This window comes from Janthinobacterium sp. TND4EL3, from assembly GCF_900156175.1.
Classification (GTDB): Bacteria; Pseudomonadota; Gammaproteobacteria; order Burkholderiales; family Burkholderiaceae_D; genus Janthinobacterium.
Genome location: NZ_FTMV01000040.1, coordinates 1 through 18,178, shown reverse-complemented (window position 1 = coordinate 18,178; position 18,178 = coordinate 1). Strand labels below are relative to the sequence as shown.

Genomic DNA, 18,178 nt, shown 5'->3' with positions numbered 1-18,178 from the left:
CGGCGGCTCGGTTCCTGGAAGATGGTGCGCCCCACCATGAAACCCTTGCAGGTGGTGCTGGCACTGGCTTGTTCAAAACTGTCGGCCAGCGCGGCGATGGGCGCGTTCAAGCCCAGCAACACGACGCCACGGCAATACGGATCGCGCTCGTGCACGAGGGCATCGATGGCTTGCCATTGCTGGGCGGACATGCTTTCCAGCTTCCACCATTCCGGGTAGATGCCGAGGTTGTACAGGCGTTTCACCGCGCGATACACGGTATCGTCGTGCTGGGGCAGCGACTTGGCAGGAATAATTTCCAGCAGCAATTCATGGCCCGTGATTTGCGCCGCGTCGTACAAGCCCTTGATTTGCGCTTCCTGTTCCAGCCGGTTTTCCGGCGTATCGTCGGGATGCAGCTGCACCAGGCACTTGATCACGTGCTCCTTCGGCCACTGCGTCAAGCGCGACGCCAGCGAACGGCCCCAGTCGAACTGCAAGGGATTCGAACCCGGCATCTCGACGGGACGGCCGATCCACCAGCCCCGTCCCGTGGCATCGTTGAGCGCGTCGACGCCATAGCGGTCATCGATCAGCACGCCCGCGCCGCCCTGCAAGCCGCGCGCCGCTTCCGTCTGGCCCACGGCTTGCACGAACAGTTGCTTGAGCTTTGAAATCCGCGCTTCGTCGCTCACGCCCTGCTGGGCCAGCTCAAAGAATTGCGTGCGGTGATCGAAGGCGAACACGCACAGTTCATTCCACTGTTTGCGCGCCACCGTCGTGCGGTGCAGGCGCGCCAGGGTGGCATCCTGGTCAGGACGGGTCAGCTTGGCCGCATTGGCCAGGAAATAGTCGAGCTCGACAGGCGACGGCATGGCCGGCGCGCAGCCGTGGCGCGACACGACGAGGGCGCCGCAGCCGTTCGCGTAGCGGCAGCACGCTTCGTAATCCTCGCCGCGCAGCCAGCCTTTCAGGAAACCGGACAGAAAAGCGTCGCCCGCGCCGAGCACGTTCAAGACTTCCACGCGCACGCCCTGATAGTTGAACGCCTCATCGAGACCGGCAGGGATGGCCGCCTCGATGACGGCGCAGCCCAGCGGTCCACGCTTGACCACCAGGGTTGCACCGCTCACCTTGCGCACGGCGCGCAAGCTGGCCATGATGTCGGCACCGCCGCCGGCGATCATGAATTCCTCTTCCGTGCCGACGATCAGGTCGAACTGCGGCAGGATGGCCTGCAAATGGCTGGTCACGCCTTCGTTCGAGACGAAACGCGTTTCGCCATCGGCCTTGCCCGACAAGCCCCACAGCACGGGCCGGTAATCGATGTCGAGCACGGTGCGCACCTTATTGGCGCGGGCCAGCTGCAATGCCTGCGTGCTGACGGCGTGCATGGCGCTAGTCGAAAAATGCGTGCCGGTGATTAACAAGGCCTTGCTTGAGGCAATGAAGGCCGCATCCACCGACGCGGCGTCGATGGCCATGTCGGCGCAATTTTCACGGTAAAAGATCAGGGGAAAGGTGTTCTTGTCCTTGATGCCCAGCATCACCAGGGCGGTGAGACGCTCGCGGTCGATGCCGACGTGGCTGACGTCGCAGCCCTCCTGCGCCAAGGTGTCTGTCAAGAAACGGCCCATGTGGTCGTCGCCTACCTTCGACAGCATGGCCGACTTCAAGCCCAGGCGGGCCGTGCCGAAGGCGATGTTCGCCGACGAGCCGCCCAGGTATTTGGCAAAACTGGTGGCGTCTTCCAGCGAGCTGCCGATCTGCTGCGCGTACAGGTCCACCGCCAGGCGGCCCAGGCAGATCACGTCCAGCGCGCGGCCCTGGGCAAATTCAGTCGTATTCTTCATGGCATTGTTTCCTTATGACAGTTGCACGATGCGCTGCTCGCGCCACGACACGGTGGCCGCTTCGGCCAGTTCCAGGGCTTTCAAGCCATCGTGGACGGTGGTGCGCAGCGCTGCGCCATGGGCAAAGGCGTCGAAAAAGTGCGCCATTTCGCTGGCGTAGGCGGCGCGGTAGCGTTCCAGGAAAAAGTCTTCCGGCTTGTCCACGCTGACGTTCACGGCGCCATAGGCCGTCACTTCCGTCGGCTTGTGGTTGCCCGCCTGCAGCATGCCGGCGCTGCCCAGCACTTCGAAACGCTGGTCGTAGCCGTAGGCGGCGCGGCGCGTCGTGTTGATCTGGCACAAGCGTCCCTTCGCCGTGCGGATGGTCACGGCCGTGCAGTCGAGGTCGCCCGCCGCGCCGATGGCCGGGTCGACGAGGCAGCTGCCCGTGGCGTGCACGCTGACGGCTTCATCGTCGAGTATCCAGCGGAAGATGTCGAAATCGTGGATCAGCATATCCTTGAAGATGCCGCCCGACACCTTGATGTAGCTCACGGGCGGCGGGCCCGGATCGCGGCTGGTGACGACCAGCAATTCCGGCGTGCCGATCTCGCCCGCCTCAATCCGTGTCTTGACGGCATTGAACGTGGGGTCGTAGCGGCGCTGGAAGCCGATCATGCACAGCACTTTTGCCTCCTTGACGGCGGCGGCGGCGGCGCGCGCGCGCTCCAGCGTCAGGTCGACGGGCTTTTCGCAAAAGATGGCCTTGCCGGCGGCGGCCGCGCGCACGATCAGGTCCGCATGCGTATCCGTGCTCGACGCGATCAGCACGGCCTTGACTGCCGGGTCGGCCAGCACAGTTTCCACGCTGGCGACGCTGGCGCCATGCAGGGCCGCCACTTCCGCCGCCGCGCCCGCATGCACGTCGACCACGTATTTCAGGCGCACGCCGGGCTGGCGTACCAGATTGCCGGCGTGAATGCGGCCGATGCGCCCGGCGCCGAACAATGCCACTTGAATCATTTCCATCTCCTTGATAGTCGGTATCGCTTGGCCCGGAAATGCACACGTGTGCAAATCCGGGCCAAAAAAGTTAAAACAGGTGGATGACGCCCAGCATTACACCGCTGAGCTTGGCACCCTTCTTGGTGGCGGCGAAGGCATTGCCGCCAAACGTGTAGTTGGCGTTCTTGTCGTTATTGGTTTGCGTGTAGTAGGCGTAGACGGTGCTGCGCTTGGACAAGTAATACTCGTAGCCCAAAGTCGCCTGCTTGGCGCCGCTGTCGTCGCCGCGCACCAGGGTGGTGGCCTTGATGGTCACGCTGCTGCCGTTGGGCGCGCTGCCCGACACGTCGCCTGCCACGCCGAAACGGCCGATGAAGGCACCGCCGCCCGCCTTGTAGGCGCCCGTGATGGTGAAGTAGTCGCGCTGCAAGTCGCCGCCAGCCACGTCATACACCATGCGGTTCCAGGCCACGCCCACGTCGCCGCCGCCGAAGTTGTAATTGCCCACGGCGCGGTACATCTTTTCGCTGAAGCCGGGACGCAAGTCCTTGTGCTTTTCATAGCCGACGGCGCCCTTCACGGGACCGTTTGCGTATTGCACGATGCCCGAATAGATGCGGTCGCCGTTCGATGCCTCGTTTTCGCTGGCGCGGTAAATCGTGGCGCTGAATCCCTGTACCACGGGCGTGCGATAGCTGACGGCGTTCGAACTGCGGCGGTTGAAGCCTTCGCCGCCCAGCTGCGAAATGTTGGCGTCATCCTGGATGCCTTCGCCCACGAAACGGTTGGTGTAGCCGTTGATCTGGCGGATCGGCGTGGCGAAGCGGCCCAGCGCGATGCGGCCATAGGCGGGGTTTTCCAGCCCGACAAAGGTATCCTTGCTATTGATGGCGCCCGTGCCATCGTCGAGCTTGGCGTTGCCTTCGATCTGGAAGAAGGCCGTGTTGCCATTGCCCAAATCTTCACGTCCACGGAAACCGATCTTCGAGGAATTGTCCGATACGCGCGACACCGACTCGCCATTCGGCGCCGTGGCCGAGCTCGACGTCTCGATACGGTCGAAGCCCGCGTGGATGCGGCCGTACACGACGACGCTCGATTCGGCCAGCACGCAACCTGGTGCGGCCAGCAACAATACGGCGGCGATCTTGTTCAACTGCATGGTGCTCTTTTTCATCCCGTTTTTCATTTTGTCTCCTGCTTGTTTTTATGGTGGTGGATTACTCATGATGCTCAACAGCGTGTTGCCACTACATGCGTCCCTCGCCGGACGCCTGCCCTCCCTTTCAGTCAATGTGTTCAGGTACAACGCGGCAAGGCCAGCGCCGCCAGTTGCGGATACAAGCGGGGGCCGCCCACCAGGATGGGGTTGCCCTTTTCCAGGCCGTTATCGGCGAGGAAATCATTGCAACGCCCGCCCGCCTCGTTGACGAGCACGATGCCCGCCAGGCAATCCCAGGAGTTGATGTGCGGCTCGAAATAGCCGATCAGGCGCCCGGCCGCCACGTAGGCGATCATCAGCGCGCCGGAACCGTTGCGGATGAACATGCCGCCCTCTTCCAGCACGTCGAGCAGGAAGGGCAAAAAGGTATCGGTGCCCACGCGGTGCGAAAAGCCCACGCCCAGCACGCCGCCCTGCAGGCTGGCCACGTCGTTGATGCGCAGCCGCGTTTCGCCCGCCTTCGCCGTCACATGCGCGCCTTGTCCCAGGCAGGCGTGGAACAGCTCGTCCGCATTCGGGTCGTACACGGCGCCGATGGCGGGCTGGCCGTCGACCAGCACGCCGATCGACACGCACCAGGCCAGCATGCCGTTGACGAAGCAGGCCGTGCCGTCGATGGGGTCGATGACCCACACGCAGCGCGCATCGGACGCGCCGCCGCCCCGCTCCTCGCCCACCACGGCGTCTTCCGGGAAGCGCTCGGCGATCTGCGCGCGCAGGAAATCCTCGACCATGCGGTCGGCGATGCTGACCATGTCCTGCAAGCCCTTTTCCTCGATCACCAGTTCCGTGCGGCGCTGAAACATGCCCAGCGCAATCTCGCCCGCCTGGCCGATGATGTGCCGGGCATAGGCATAGCGTTCCAGGGTCGCCGCATCGGCCAGTACCGCTGCCTGTGTCATATCTGTCATGCTTGTCCTCCAATGATGGCTGCGCCATGTTCGTGTACGGTCATGGCGACCGATGTGCCTTGCGTGAAAACCTGGCTCAAGTCGTGCGAGACGGCAAACAGTTCGCCGACCGGCGTCTCGAGCGTGTATTGCATTTCGCGCCCCAGGTAAGTGGCGCGCCCCACGCGCACCACCATGGCGCTGTCGGGCTGCGCGGGCGACAGCAGGATCGCTTCCGGACGCACGGCGAAACTCGCTTCGCCGCTGCGCTGGCTGCGGCATGGCAGGCGCAGCCGCAGCTTGCCCATGACGCAGACGGCCTTGCCATCGGCCACCGATTCGATCACGCCATCGACGATGTTCGCGTTGCAGATGAAGTCGGCGACGAACTTGTCGGCCGGCGACTCGAACAGCTCGTGCGGCGTGCCCTTTTGCGCGATCACCTGGCGGTTCATCACGATGATCTGGTCGGAAATGGCCAGCGCCTCTTCCTGGTCATGCGTGACGTACACGGCCGTCAAGCCCAGCTTGACCTGGATGTCGCGGATCTCGTCACGCACGCGGCGGCGCAGTTTCGTGTCGAGGTTCGACAGCGGCTCGTCCAGCAGCAAGACCTTGGGCTGCAGCACCAGCGAACGGGCCACGGCCACGCGCTGCTGCTGGCCGCCCGACAACTCGTTGGGGAAGCGCGCGGCAAAGTCGGCCAGGCCCACCAGGCGCAGGCTTTCCTGCGCCCGTTCGATGGCGCGCGGCTTGGTCTCGCCCGAGACGGTCAAGCCGTAGCACACGTTGTCGAGCACCGTCATGTGCGGAAACAGCGCATACGACTGGAACACCATGCTGACGTCGCGCTCGGCGGCGGAGGTCAAGGTGACGTCCTCGCCGGCCAGCAGGATGCGCCCGGCGCTGACGCGCTCCAGGCCCGCGATCAGGCGCAGGGTGGATGTCTTGCCGCAGCCGCTGGGACCCAGCAGGGTGACCATGGTGCGCGGGGCGATCGTGAACGACACATCGTTCACGGCCAGGGCCTTGCCGTAGCGCTTGGTAACACCGTCGAATTCCAGCGCGGCAAGCTCTGTTGCTTGGGTAGTAAAGTGGTTCATGCGTAGCTCTTTTCCAGGTTGGGAACGGCGGCCGGCAGCGTTTTTTCGGCGCTGACGCGGCGAAGGCGGCGCTTGCCGACCAGCAAATGGATCAATTGGATGCACAGCAGGATGATGACGATCAGCACCGTGGCATAGGCGATCGCCGTGCCGTAGTTACCGTTCGACACCAGGCCGATGATGTAGGACGTGGCCATGTCGTAATCGGCGCTGACGAGGAAGACGACGGCCGAGATCGACGTGATCGAACGCACGAAGCCATACACGAGGGCCGAGGCGATGGCCGGGCGCAGCAGCGGCAGGATGACCTTGCGCATGGTGGTCCAGCTGCTGGCGCCCAGGGTGATCGACGCCTCGTCCAGGCTGCCGTCGAGCTGGCGCATGGCGGCGATGCCCGTGCGCAAGCCCATCGGCATGTTGCGGAAGACAAAGCACAGGATCAGAATCGTCGCCGTCCCCGTCAACTCGATCGGCGCCGAGTTGAACGCCAGGATGTAGCTGATGCCGATGACGGTGCCGGGAATGGCAAAGCTGAGCATGGTGCCGAACTCGAACGCGCTCTTCAGGGCGAATTGCTGGCGCACCAGCAGCCAGGCCGACAGGATGCCGACAAAGGCCGTCAAGGGCGCGGCGATGGCCGAAATCGTCAAGGTGGTGAACAGCGACGGCCAGGCCTGGCCCGTCCAGTGCCAGCCGGCAGCGCCCGCCGTGATGCCGAAGGCGTCGATGTAATGGCGCAAGGTGAAGGCATTGTCCTGGCCCCAGTTGTTCACGAAGCCGCCCGCCACCACGGTGCCGTAGATCAGGGCCGTGAAGGCGAACCATGGCAGGGCGATGGTCCACAAGGTGGTTTTCAGGCGCGGATTGAGCGAGGCGTGGCCGCCGTGGTCGGCCTTGCCCGTCACCGTCACATACGATTTCTTGCCCAGCCACAGGTTCTGGATGAAGAAGGCGCCCACGGCAAACGTCAGCAGCACGATGGCCAAAGTCGCCGCGCGGCCCTGGTCGTTCGAGGCGCCCACCACGGAAAAGAAGATTTCCGTCGACAGCACGTGGAAGTTGCCGCCCAAGACCATCGGGTTGCCGAAGTCGGCCATGCTTTCGATAAAGCACAGCAAGAAGGCATTGGCGATGCCGGGGCGCATCAAGGGCAAGGAGACCTTGACGAAGGTTTGCCAGCTGCTCGCGCCCAGGGTGCCCGACGCCTCTTCCAGCGAGGGGCTGACGCCTTCGACCACCCCGATCAATGTCATGAAGGCGATCGGCGCAAAGGCCAGCATCTGCGACAGCCATACGCCCGTCATGCCGTACAGCCAGCGGCTTTGTTCGATGCCAAACAACTGGCCGACGAGGCCCGTGATGGCGCCGTTGCGGCCGAACAGCAAAATCAGGGCCAGGCCCAGCACGAACGGCGGCGTGACGATCGGCAAGATGGTGATGGCGCGCATGGGACGTACCCAGCGGCCATTCGTGCGCGTCACCAGCAGGGCGAAGACGAGACCGAGGAAGGTGGCCGACACGCCCGTCAGCAGGGCCAGCGCCAGCGTGTTCCAGGCCACGCCGCAACGGCCGGGACCGGCCACGCAATTGAGGCTCCAGATACCCGGATCGGCCAGGCGGCGCGCCAGGGCGGCGGCGCCCGTGCCGCCATCGTCCAGGGGCTGGCCGGCGCTGACGAGGATCAGCGCGACGGGGAACAGCACGAACAGGGAAATGAGGCAGATGATGAGGCCGATGGCGCCGGCCACGAAGGCGTCGCCACGGCACACGCCGCAGGCGGCGGCGCCCGAGGTCAGCAGGAACAGCAGGCACAGCGCCAGCAGCAGCGCGCCGAAACCGAGACCGGTGCCGGCGGCCAGCGGCCCCCAGCCCAGCCATGCCAGCCACAGCAGGCCCGCGCCGCCGAGGGCGATCTGGCCCAGGCCCAGGGTCTTGCGGTGGGGATTGCCGGCCACCAGCGCGGCGCTGGCGGCGATCAGGGCAAAGAACACGCCCAGCGGCCAGGCGCCGAACGACAGCACGTGCAGCACGGCCGGTGCGCCACGTTCACTGAAGAACTGGCCGTCGCGCAGCCATTCGCCGGCGAACAGGCCCGCTTCCTGCTGCTGCCAGGGCAACAGGCACAACGCTGCCAAAGCGGCCAGCAGCCAGCCGTAAAATATCTTTTTCATGAGTTTCATCCAACTATGAACGTCTGAAATTCTGTTGCGCGGTGCGCTCTGTTTTCCAGACGTTTTGAACAATTGATATAGGTTTAACGCCTGCCAAAACTGTAGCGAGCGGCAGTGAGTTGCGGCCGAGACGCGCAGCTGTGCGCTAGCACAGTGAGCATCGCAGGCTGCAAATCGCGACGCGCAGTAAGTTTTGGCGCGCGTTAATTGCCGGCAGAATAAATCTGCGTGGTCCAGCGTTGCAGCAGGCGCTTGCGCGTGTCCGACGCGCCATACTTGGCGAAGTCGTAGTTGATGGTCTTGATGTTTTCCAGGCGCGGCGAGGCGGCGGGAATGGTGGCGGCCGCGTTGGACGGGATCTGGAAGGCCAGCGCCTTGACGGCTTCGCTCTGCACGTCGGGACGCAGGGCGAATTCATAGAACTTCTTTGCCTGTTCCATGTTTTTCGCGCCCTTGACGATGCTCATCGAGCCGATCTCGTAGCCCGTGCCTTCGCAGGGCGGCAAGACCTTCACGGGAAAGCCGGCCACGGTGAGTTTCATCAGGTCATGCATGAAGCCGATGGCCACGCCCGCTTCGCCGCGCCCCACGTCCTCGCCCGGCGCCACACCCGCGTTCGGGTATTTGCTGACGTTCTGGCCCATTTTCGCCAGGAAATCGAAGGCTTCCTCTTCGCCGAACAGCTGCACCACGGTGGCCAGCGCGTTGTAGGCGGCGCCCGAGGAGTTCGGGTTGGCCATCTCGATCTCGCCCTTGTAGGCGGGCTTGACGAGGTCTTTCCAGCATTGCGGCGGCGGCAGGTTTTTCTTCTTCAGCACGTTTTCATTGTAGGCCAGGCCCAGGATGCCGATGTAGATGCCGACGGTGCGGTACTTGGCCGTCTCGGCCTGCTTGAGCGCCCACGGCTGCAGCTTGGGCAGGGTGGGCGACTTGTATTCTTCCGTATAGCCTTCGGCGGCCGCCTGCAGGTGGGGGTCGCCCGTGCCGCCCCACCAGATGTCCGATTTCGGGTTCGACGCTTCGGCGCGGATCTTCGCGTAGGCTTCCCCCGCGCTCTTCCTGATCATCGACACCTTGATCTTGCTTTCCGCCTCGAAGCGGTTCTTCATCAGCTGGCACCATTCCATGTCGGCCGAGCACAGCACGGACAGGCGTTCCTCGGCGGCCATGGCCGTCATCGGCAGGGCCAGGCTTATAGCAATCGCAACATTGCGCATCTTCATCGTCTCACTCCAAGTTCGTTATCGTTGTGGTACTTCAGACCGCACCGCTATCTTGCGGTGTCACTGTCCCGGGATGTGCTTTTAAGGCCTTGCACTGCATTGCACACGTGTGCACACCTTAACACCAGCCGATTTTGACTGTCAACAAGAATCTCGGCAGGCGTGCGGCGTGGTGTTTTACCGACAAAAAAAGCCGCCAGCTGTGCGTACAGCTGGCGGCTTTCGGGTGCTCCGGGATCAGAGGCGTGTTACTGCCAGGCTTCCTTGCCCGTGCGCGGCTTGCCCACCATCAGCAAGGCGCCCAGGGTCAGCACGGCGGCCAGCGACAGGTAATAGCCCACGTACTGCAGACCATAGTTGGTGGCCAGCCAGGTGGCGATGTATGGCGCCAGCGAGGCGCCCAGAATGCCCGCCAGGTTGAACGTCAGCGAGGCACCCGTGTAGCGCACTTCGGGCGGAAACAGCTCGGACAACATCGTGCCCAGCGGTCCGTAGGTCATGCCCATCAGGCCCAGGCCGACGGCCATGAAGACGGTCACTTCCCACGTCACGCCCGAGCCGAACATCGGCGCCAGCACGAGGCCGAAGATGGCGATGGCGATGGAGACCCAGATCATGGTGGCGCGGCGGCCGCGGCGGTCGGCCAGCACTGCCGAGAATGGAATCGTCAGGGCGAAGAACAGTACGGCAAACAGTTGCACGATGAGGAATTCCTTGCGCGTGAAGCCCAGCTTGGTCGTGCCCCAGCTCAATGCGAACACCGTCATCAGGTAGAACAGCACGAAGGTGGCCAGGGCAATGATGGTGCCCAGGAACAGCATGCGGCCATGCTGGCGGAACACGGTGGCGACGGGCAGCTTGACGACTTCGTTCTTGTCGATGACTTTCTGGAAGTCCGGCGTTTCCGTGATCTTCAGGCGCACGTACAGGCCGACGATGACCAGCAGCGCGCTGGCCAGGAACGGGATGCGCCAGCCATAGCTGAAGAACTGCTCATCGGTCATGGTTTCGCTCAGCAGCAAAAAGATGCCGCCCGACAGGAAGAAGCCGATCGGTGCGCCCAGCTGCGGGAACATGCCGTACCAGGCGCGTTTGCCCGGTGGCGCGTTCTCGGTTGCCAGCAGCACCGCGCCGCCCCACTCGCCGCCCAGGCCCAGGCCCTGGCCGAAACGGCACAGCGCCAGCAGCAGCGGCGCCAGGGTGCCGATGGCCGCATACGTCGGCAGCAAGCCGATGATGACGGTGGAGATACCCATGGTCAGCAAGGCCGCCACGAGAGTGGCCTTGCGGCCGATGCGGTCGCCGAAGTGGCCGAATACGGCCGAACCGATGGGGCGGGCGAAGAAGGCGATGGCGAACGTGGCCAGCGATTGCAGCACGGCGGCCGACGGGTCGCCGGCGGGGAAGAACAGTTTCGGGAACACCAGCACGGCGGCGGTGGCATAGATATAAAAGTCAAAGAACTCGATGGTGGTGCCGATCAGGCTGGCGAACAGCACCGTGCCGGGGGAATTTTTCTTAGGGGGGGTGCTCATTTACTGCGCTCCTTGGGGAGGGTGTCTAAAGGCCATTCTCTGGATGTTTTTTCAGGCAGCAGCACAGCACGTTGTCTCCGTGTCGTTCGCATATCATAGCTGTGCACAGGCGTATTTGCTGCGCATTTGCTATTAAATTTGCAAACAAAAAACAACGATTTTTGTTGCTGTAGCGAACTGTCGGCAACGCGCGCTAACGCGCTGTGATCAGTGCTGATTTAGAGAAACAACGGTCGTGCGCCATCCGGTTACCCGGGGCACGGCAGGAAAGGCGTCAGGGGATGGGCGACGTGTATCAGGCCCGGCGTATCGCCAGGCATTCCGTACCAGACCCGCGCGTCGGCATCGCGGCATCGGTCATTTGTGGTGAATCCTTGCCTGCGGCCCCTCCGGGTGGAGCGGGCCGGCGATGATCGCGCTGCATCACGAAGGATGCGGTTGATCTTGCTGTAAGCGGCTTATGATACGCGCAGTGCTGCGGTGCGGCAAGAAATGATGCAAACCGCTTACGCCTCGATCAGGGCGAACGCCCTGGCAATCTCCGCGCTGTCGAGCGGGCGCACGAGGCGCGCCACTTCCTGGCCATCCTTGAGAAAGATCAAGGTCGGCCACAGTTTCACCCGGAATGAGCGCCCCAGCGCGCGACCGGGGCCGTCTTCCACGCGCAGATGCGGCACCCCGGGATATTGCGCCAACGCAGCAGCGAGCGGCGCGTCGGTGGCGCGGCAGTGGCCGCACCAGCCCGTGCCGAATTCCAGCAGGGCCGGCCCTTTCAAGCCGTCGATCTCGGCGCGCGTGGGCTGCGCTACAGAATAACTGTCGCTCATCATGACGCTCTCCTTGTCCACTCAGACCACTTTGACCCGCAGTTCGCCCAGGCCATCGATGGCGCCCAGCAGTTCGTCGCCGCGCTGCACGGCCGCCACGCCGGCCGGCGTGCCCGTGTAGATCAGGTCGCCCGGCTGCAGGGTGAAATAGGTCGACAGGTCGGCGATGGTTTCGGCCACGTTCCAGATCAACAGTTCGATAGTGCTGCTTTGACGCAGATCACCATTGACGCGCAGGGTGATGGCAGCATGGCTGATATCGCCCGCCTGCGCGGCCGGCGTGATGGGGCCGATGGGCGCCGAGTGCTCGAAGGCCTTGCCCGTCTCCCACGGACGGCCCAGTTTTTTCGCTGCGCCCTGCACGTCGCGGCGCGTCATGTCCAGGCCGATCGCATAACCCCACACGTGGCTCAGCGCATCGGCCACGCCGATATCGCTGCCGCCCTTGCCGATGGCCACCACCAGCTCCATCTCATGCTGGAAATCCTGCGTCTGCGCCGGATACGGCAGCTCGCCCGTCGTACCAGCTGGCACGGGCAGCACGGCGTCGTTTGGCTTCATGAAGAAAAACGGCGCCTCGCGGCCCGTGTGGCCCATTTCCTTGGCGTGGTCGACATAGTTGCGGCCCACGCAATAGATACGGTGGATGGGGAAAGTATCGACGCTGCCGTTGACGGGAACGCTGGGCTGGATGGCTGCGGGAATGACATACGACATGAAAACTCCTGATCGGCACGGTGGAAAAGATGGCGATGAAAAAGGGGCACCGCAGTGCCCCTTATTTTACGACAACGTTACTTCAACAGTCCCGAGCGGCTCGGGTCCGGCATGCGGATGGCAACGATGAAGGAAATCAGGCACATGATGGTGACATACCAATAGAAATACTCTTCCACGTGCCAGGCCTTGAACTGCAGCGCCACGTATTCGGCCGAACCGCCGAACATGGCGTTGGCGACCGCATACGACAGGCCCACGCCCAGCGCGCGTACTTCGACGGGGAACATTTCTGCCTTGATCAGGCCGCTGATCGACGTGTAGAAGCTGATGATGGCCAGCGCGATGATGATCAGGCCGAACGCCGCGTACGGGCTGGAAATATCCTTCAAGGCATGCATGATGGGCAACACGCACAGGGTGGCCAGGCCGCCGAAGAACAGCATCGAGGTGCGGCGGCCGATGCGGTCGGACAAGGCGCCGAACACGGGCTGCAGAATCATGTAGACGAGCAAGGCGCAGGTCATGACGGCACTGGCCGTCTTGGTATCCATGCCGGCCGTGTTGACCAGGTATTTCTGCATGTAGGTGGTAAAGGTGTAGAACACGAGCGAACCGCCGGCCGTAAAGCCCAGCACGGTAATAAACGCGCGCTTATGCTTGAGCAAACCGCGCAGGCTGCCCGCGTTCTTGTCCTTGCGTTCGCTGGCGGTGGTCGTTTCCGTCAGGGATTTACGCAGGTTCAGCGACACGAGGGCCGCCAGCGCGCCAAACACGAACGGGATGCGCCAGCCCCAGGCGCGCAGTTCTTCCACCGTCAGCAGCTGCTGCAGGATCACCAGCACCAGCAGCGCCAGCAACTGGCCGCCGATCAGGGTCACGTATTGGAACGAGGCAAAGAAGCCGCGCTTGCCCGATTCCGACACTTCACTCATGTAGGTGGCGCTGGTACCGTATTCGCCGCCCACGGACAGGCCCTGGAACAGGCGCGCCACGAGTAGCAGGAAGGGCGCGAAGGCGCCAATGGTGTCATACGTGGGCATGACGGCGATCATCAAGGAGCCGCCGCACATCATCAGCACGGAAATCATCATCGACTGGCGGCGGCCGTATTTGTCGGCGATGCGGCCGAACAGCCAGCCGCCCACGGGACGCATGAGGAAGCCGGCGGCAAAGATGCCGGCCGTCTGCAGCAGCTGCGTGGTGGAATTGCCGGAAGGGAAGAAGGCGTGCGAGAAGTACAGCGCGCAGAACGAGTAAATGTAGAAGTCGAACCATTCGACCAGGTTACCGGAAGAGGCGCCAATGATGGCCTTGATGCGCTGCTGGGAAGTCAGCTGCGCAACGTCATGCGGAGTATCGTGGGAAGTCATATCAATCTTCTTGTTCGTGTAAAAAAACCAACACCAGCCGGATTGCGCGGGCTGGTTTTGCATCATACGCCCTTGATCAAGGTCAAAAAGCCGTCCGGCATACGGGTTAATACGTACTGCCGGCAACTTTTTTCGCCTGCGGGCGCATGGAATCAGACCCGTTCCAGCACCAGCGCGATGCCCTGGCCTACGCCGATGCACATGGTACAGAGCGCATAGCGCCCGCCCGTGCGGTGCAGCTGGTTGACGGCCGTCATGGCCAGGCGCGCGCCCGAGGCGCCCAGCGGATGGCCGAGGGCGATGGCGCCGCCGTTCGGGTTGACGCGCGGATCGTCGTCACGCACACCCAGCTGGCGCAGCACGGCCAGCCCCTGCGCGGCAAACGCTTCGTTCAGCTCGATGACGTCGAAGTCGGCCATTGTCAAACCCGTCATGGCCAGCACTTTCAGGGTGGCCGGTGCAGGGCCGATGCCCATGATGCGCGGCGCCACGCCGGCCGTCGCCATGGCCACGACACGGGCGCGCGGCGTCAGGCCAAAACGGGCCGCGTTCGCTTCGTCGGCCAGCAGCAGGGCTGCCGCGCCATCGTTGACGCCCGACGCATTGCCGGCCGTAATCGTGCCATCGGCGCGCACGACGGGTTTCAATTTGCTCAAGGTATCGAGCGTGGTGGCGCGCGGATGCTCGTCGCGGGCGACGACGACGGGATCGCCCTTCTTCTGTGCGATGCTGACGGGGCAGATTTCGCTGTCGAACACGCCCGCCTGCTGCGCCGCCAGGGCTTTTACCTGGCTGGCCAGGGCAAACGCATCCTGGTCCGCGCGGCTGATGCCAAAGTCGGACGCCACGTTTTCCGCCGTTTCCGGCATCGAATCGACGCCGTACTGCGCCTTCATCAAGGGGTTGATGAAGCGCCAGCCGATGGTCGTGTCTTCCATTTTCATGCCGCGCGAAAAGGCGCTGTCGGCCTTGCCCATGACGAACGGTGCGCGGCTCATGCTTTCCACGCCGCCGGCGACCATCAAGCCCGCTTCGCCGCTCTTGATGAAGCGCGCGGCGCTGCCGATGGCGTCCAGGCCTGAGCCGCACAGGCGGTTCAGGGTGGCGCCCGGCACGCTGTCGGGCAAGCCGGCCAGCAGAGCCGCCATGCGCGCCACGTTGCGGTTGTCCTCGCCCGCCTGGTTGGCGCAGCCGTACAGCACGTCGGTAACATAGTTCCAGTCCACGTTGGGGTTGCGCGCCATCAAGGCACGGATGGGCACGGCGCCCAGGTCGTCGGCGCGCACGCCGGACAGGCCGCCGCCGTAGCGGCCGAAGGGCGTACGCTGGGCGTCGCAGATATAAGCGTGGTGCATGTCTTTCCTCCAAGAAAGTGTTGAATTAACGTCCGTCCGTCAGCGGCACGGCCGTCAAGGCTTGCAGCTGGTGAAAACTCATGCCATCGACCAGTTCGACGACCGTGGCGCCAGCGGGTCCCAGGTCGAGCACGGCCAGGTCGCTGTAGATGCGGCTCACGCACCCGATGCCCGTCAGCGGGTAGGTGCAGGCCGGCACCAGCTTGCTCTCGCCGCCCTTGGTCAGCAATTCCATCATGACCCAGGTCTTTTTCGCGCCGATGGCCAGGTCCATGGCCCCGCCCACGGCGGGGATGGCGTCGGGCGCGCCCGTGTGCCAGTTGGCCAGGTCGCCCGTGGCGGACACTTGAAACGCACCCAGCACGCAGATGTCCAGGTGGCCGCCGCGCATCATGGCAAAGCTGTCGGCGTGGTGGAAATAGCTGCCGCCCGCCAGCAGGGTGACGGGCTGCTTGCCCGCGTTGATCAGATCGTAATCCTCCTCGCCCGGCGCGGGCGCGGGGCCCATGCCGATCACGCCGTTTTCGCTGTGCAGAATGATCTCTGCGCCGGCCGGCAAGTGATTCGCCACCAGGGTCGGCAAGCCGATGCCCAGGTTCACGACACTGCCTTCGTGGATGTCGGCCGCCACGCGGGCCGCCATCTGGTCTCGATTCCATTTGTTCATGTTGATACTCCTCAAGCAGCTTTGAAGCCGGCGGGGCCGGTGGCCGTGCGCGGCACTTGCACGAGGCGCTGCACGAACAGGCCCGGCGTGATGACGTGTTCGGGGTCGATGCTGCCCAAGTCAAGCACCTCGTGCACGGAAGCAATGCTGACCTTGGCGGCCATGGCCATGATGGGACCGAAGTTGCGCGCCGTCTTGCGGTAGGTCAGGTTGCCCCAGCGGTCGCCCTGCTCCGCCTTGATCAGCGCGAAATCGGCGTGGATGGGCGACTCGAACACATACATGCGCCCGTCGATCTCGCGCGTTTCCTTGCCCTTGGCCAAGTCCGTGCCATAACCCGTGGGCGTGAAAAAGCCGCCGATGCCGGCGCCAGCGGCACGGATGCGCTCGGCCAGGTTGCCCTGCGGCACCAATTCCAGCTCCAGCTTGCCCGCGCGATACAGGGCGTCGAAGACGTGGGAATCAGCCTGGCGCGGGAACGAGCAGATGATCTTGCGCACTTGCCCATTTTTCAGCAGGGCGGCCAGGCCCGTGTCGCCATTGCCCGCATTGTTGTTGACGATGACGAGGTCGCGCGCGCCCTGGGCAATCAGGCCGTCGATCAGCTCGGCCGGCTGGCCCGCGCCGCCGAAGCCGCCAATCATGACGGTGGCGCCATCGTGGATATCGGCCAGCGCGTCAAGCACGCTGGAACGCAGTTTGTCGATCATTGCTGTCTCCTCCCAATCACACCATCGGTTATTTGTTCGCATATCGAACAAATATTCGTATTTAGAACTTATTCGTGAGAATATGCCTGTTCTGGGCGCTTGTCAATTTGCCGTTTTCGCCACCGCCATGGCTATAATTGCCATCTTGCCCCATTGGAATTGCCATGACCGCACCCCGCAGCACGCCCCTTCCCCCCGAAGACAGCCTTGACGCCGATGGCGCGCCGCGTCCCGGCGACAGCTATGTGCAATCGTTCGCGCGGGGGTTGGCCGTGCTGCGCAGCTTTGGCGCAGAGGCGCCGCAACAGACCCTGAGCGAGGTGGCGGAACGGGCGCAGCTGACGCGCGCCGGCGCGCGGCGCATCCTGCACACCCTGCTGCATCTGGGCTACGTGGAAGCGGATGGACGGCTGTTCCGTCTGACGCCCAAGGTGCTGGACCTCGGCTACGCGTATTTGTCGTCACTGCCCGTGTGGACGCAGGCGCAGCCGCTGCTGGAAGAATTGATGCAGACCCTGCGCCAGTCGTGCTCGGCCACCGTGCTCGACGGCGACGACATCGTGTATGTCGTGCGCCTATCCGCGCACCGCACCATGTCGATCAATCTGGGCATTGGCAGCCGTTTGCCCGCCTACTGCACCTCGATGGGACGGGTGCTGCTGTCGGGCCTGGCGCCCGAGGTGCTGCGCGAACGGCTGTCGAAGATGGCGCTGCTGAAAGTCACGCCGGCGACCAAGGTCGATATCGACGTCTTGATGGAAGAGATTGCACAAGTGCGGCGCCAGGGCTGGTGCCTGGTGCAGGAAGAGCTGGAACAGGGCTTGATCGCCCTGGCCGCGCCCGTGTTCGACCGGGCCGGCAAGGTGGTGGCGGCGATCAACGTCAGCGGCCAGACGGCGGGGCCGTCCGTGGCGCACTTGCTGGAACACAGCCTGCCCAAACTGCTGGAAACGGCAAGCCGGGTCAGCGCCCTCGTGCGGGTGCAGCAGTGATTATTTCTTGAATCTTATTTTAAGGCTATGTCACCGTCAGGTGTGGAAATGCTCCAACCGTTGCTTTCAATAACGCTTCTGGCGAGCGGATGCGCCCGGCGTCCAGTATCCAGCGCCATCCCAGGTAATTCGGCAGGTAGCGGCTGGCCACGCCATGGAAGATGCGCAGCCATTCCCGCAAGCGGCTGTGATACGCGTTGACGTTCTGCACGTGGGCGGCGCCCTGCACGCGGATGCCGGCGTGCAAGTTGACGGCCTGGTGGCTGATGCCCGCTTCCGCAGCGAAAGCCCGGTAGGCGGCATGGCCGTCAGTGACCAGCAAGACGTCCTTGTCGATCACGGGTGGCAGGCAGGCATGCAGCTGCACCTTGGTCAGCGCCCCTTTTCCCGTGACGAAATCGAGGGTCTGGCCCGTGCGGTCGCGCGCCACCACGATGCAGACTTGTTCACTGGAAATGCCGCGCTGGCGGGCGTGGCCGCCCCGGCGGCGTGCCGGACGCGTCAGATGCCTGGATCCCTTTTCCGATTCCAGCAGATACAGCTCGTCGGCCTCGGCGATGCCGTGCAGGCACAGCGG

16 protein-coding genes are annotated in these 18,178 nt (G+C 63.8%); 1 reads left to right on the top strand and 15 read right to left on the bottom strand.

The annotated features are described in order from the left end of the window. The 14 genes from iolC to BXA07_RS28705 all read right to left on the bottom strand — a co-directional run. A partial coding sequence (gene iolC, locus BXA07_RS28770) for a bifunctional 5-dehydro-2-deoxygluconokinase/5-dehydro-2-deoxyphosphogluconate aldolase (protein WP_076573116.1) occupies positions 1 to 1,832 on the bottom strand: 1,832 nt, incomplete at its 3' end. A 12-nt stretch (positions 1,833 to 1,844) separates the two neighbouring features. Further along, positions 1,845 to 2,834 (bottom strand): inositol 2-dehydrogenase, encoded by a 990-nt coding sequence (iolG, locus tag BXA07_RS28765; protein WP_083708612.1) that lies wholly within the window; start codon positions 2,832 to 2,834, stop codon positions 1,845 to 1,847. 70 nt (positions 2,835 to 2,904) lie between these two features. Next, positions 2,905 to 4,005, bottom strand: coding sequence for a porin (locus tag BXA07_RS28760; protein WP_083708611.1), 1,101 nt, complete (start codon positions 4,003 to 4,005; stop codon positions 2,905 to 2,907). Between the two features lie 110 nt (positions 4,006 to 4,115). Further along, the gene (locus BXA07_RS28755) at positions 4,116 to 4,949 is read right to left on the bottom strand and encodes an inositol monophosphatase family protein (protein ID WP_076573113.1); all 834 of its coding nucleotides are present in this window, start codon (positions 4,947 to 4,949) and stop codon (positions 4,116 to 4,118) included. Continuing rightward, positions 4,946 to 6,031, bottom strand: a complete 1,086-nt coding sequence (locus BXA07_RS28750; protein ID WP_076573112.1) for an ABC transporter ATP-binding protein — start codon at positions 6,029 to 6,031, stop codon at positions 4,946 to 4,948. The genes BXA07_RS28755 and BXA07_RS28750 overlap by 4 nt, the downstream gene beginning before the upstream one ends. Next, the gene (locus BXA07_RS28745) at positions 6,028 to 8,202 is read right to left on the bottom strand and encodes an ABC transporter permease (protein WP_244556445.1); all 2,175 of its coding nucleotides are present in this window, start codon (positions 8,200 to 8,202) and stop codon (positions 6,028 to 6,030) included. Before BXA07_RS28745 ends, BXA07_RS28750 begins: the two co-directional genes overlap by 4 nt. A 203-nt stretch (positions 8,203 to 8,405) precedes the next feature. Continuing rightward, a complete protein-coding gene (locus BXA07_RS28740; protein ID WP_099410802.1) occupies positions 8,406 to 9,425 on the bottom strand; it encodes an ABC transporter substrate-binding protein in 1,020 nt (339 codons plus the stop codon). Positions 9,426 to 9,673: 248 nt separating this feature from the next. Then, entirely contained in the window at positions 9,674 to 10,960 is a 1,287-nt protein-coding gene (locus BXA07_RS28735; protein WP_076573110.1) for an MFS transporter, read from the bottom strand. Positions 10,961 to 11,466: 506 nt separating this feature from the next. Next, the gene (locus BXA07_RS28730) at positions 11,467 to 11,787 is read right to left on the bottom strand and encodes a thioredoxin family protein (RefSeq protein ID WP_076573119.1); all 321 of its coding nucleotides are present in this window, start codon (positions 11,785 to 11,787) and stop codon (positions 11,467 to 11,469) included. 21 nt (positions 11,788 to 11,808) lie between these two features. Beyond that, the gene (locus BXA07_RS28725; protein WP_076573109.1) at positions 11,809 to 12,504 is read right to left on the bottom strand and encodes a fumarylacetoacetate hydrolase family protein; all 696 of its coding nucleotides are present in this window, start codon (positions 12,502 to 12,504) and stop codon (positions 11,809 to 11,811) included. A gap of 77 nt (positions 12,505 to 12,581) precedes the next feature. Next, entirely contained in the window at positions 12,582 to 13,877 is a 1,296-nt protein-coding gene (locus BXA07_RS28720) for an MFS family transporter (RefSeq protein WP_076573118.1), read from the bottom strand. 152 nt (positions 13,878 to 14,029) lie between these two features. Beyond that, positions 14,030 to 15,232, bottom strand: coding sequence for a 3-oxoadipyl-CoA thiolase (gene pcaF / locus BXA07_RS28715; RefSeq protein WP_076573108.1), 1,203 nt, complete (start codon positions 15,230 to 15,232; stop codon positions 14,030 to 14,032). Between the two features lie 25 nt (positions 15,233 to 15,257). Then, entirely contained in the window at positions 15,258 to 15,899 is a 642-nt protein-coding gene (locus BXA07_RS28710; RefSeq protein WP_076573107.1) for a 3-oxoacid CoA-transferase subunit B, read from the bottom strand. A gap of 11 nt (positions 15,900 to 15,910) precedes the next feature. Then, on the bottom strand, positions 15,911 to 16,609 hold the full coding sequence (locus BXA07_RS28705; RefSeq protein WP_076573106.1) for a 3-oxoacid CoA-transferase subunit A: 699 nt from the start codon (positions 16,607 to 16,609) through the stop codon (positions 15,911 to 15,913). Between the two features lie 164 nt (positions 16,610 to 16,773). On the opposite strand from BXA07_RS28705, the gene BXA07_RS28700 reads away from it, so the two are divergent. Beyond that, on the top strand, positions 16,774 to 17,601 hold the full coding sequence (locus BXA07_RS28700; RefSeq protein ID WP_083708610.1) for an IclR family transcriptional regulator domain-containing protein: 828 nt from the start codon (positions 16,774 to 16,776) through the stop codon (positions 17,599 to 17,601). Positions 17,602 to 17,626: 25 nt separating this feature from the next. Here the strand turns inward: BXA07_RS28700 and BXA07_RS28695 are convergent. Then, the coding region (locus tag BXA07_RS28695) for an IS1595 family transposase (protein WP_139335841.1) at positions 17,627 to 18,178 on the bottom strand (552 nt) is incomplete at its 5' end.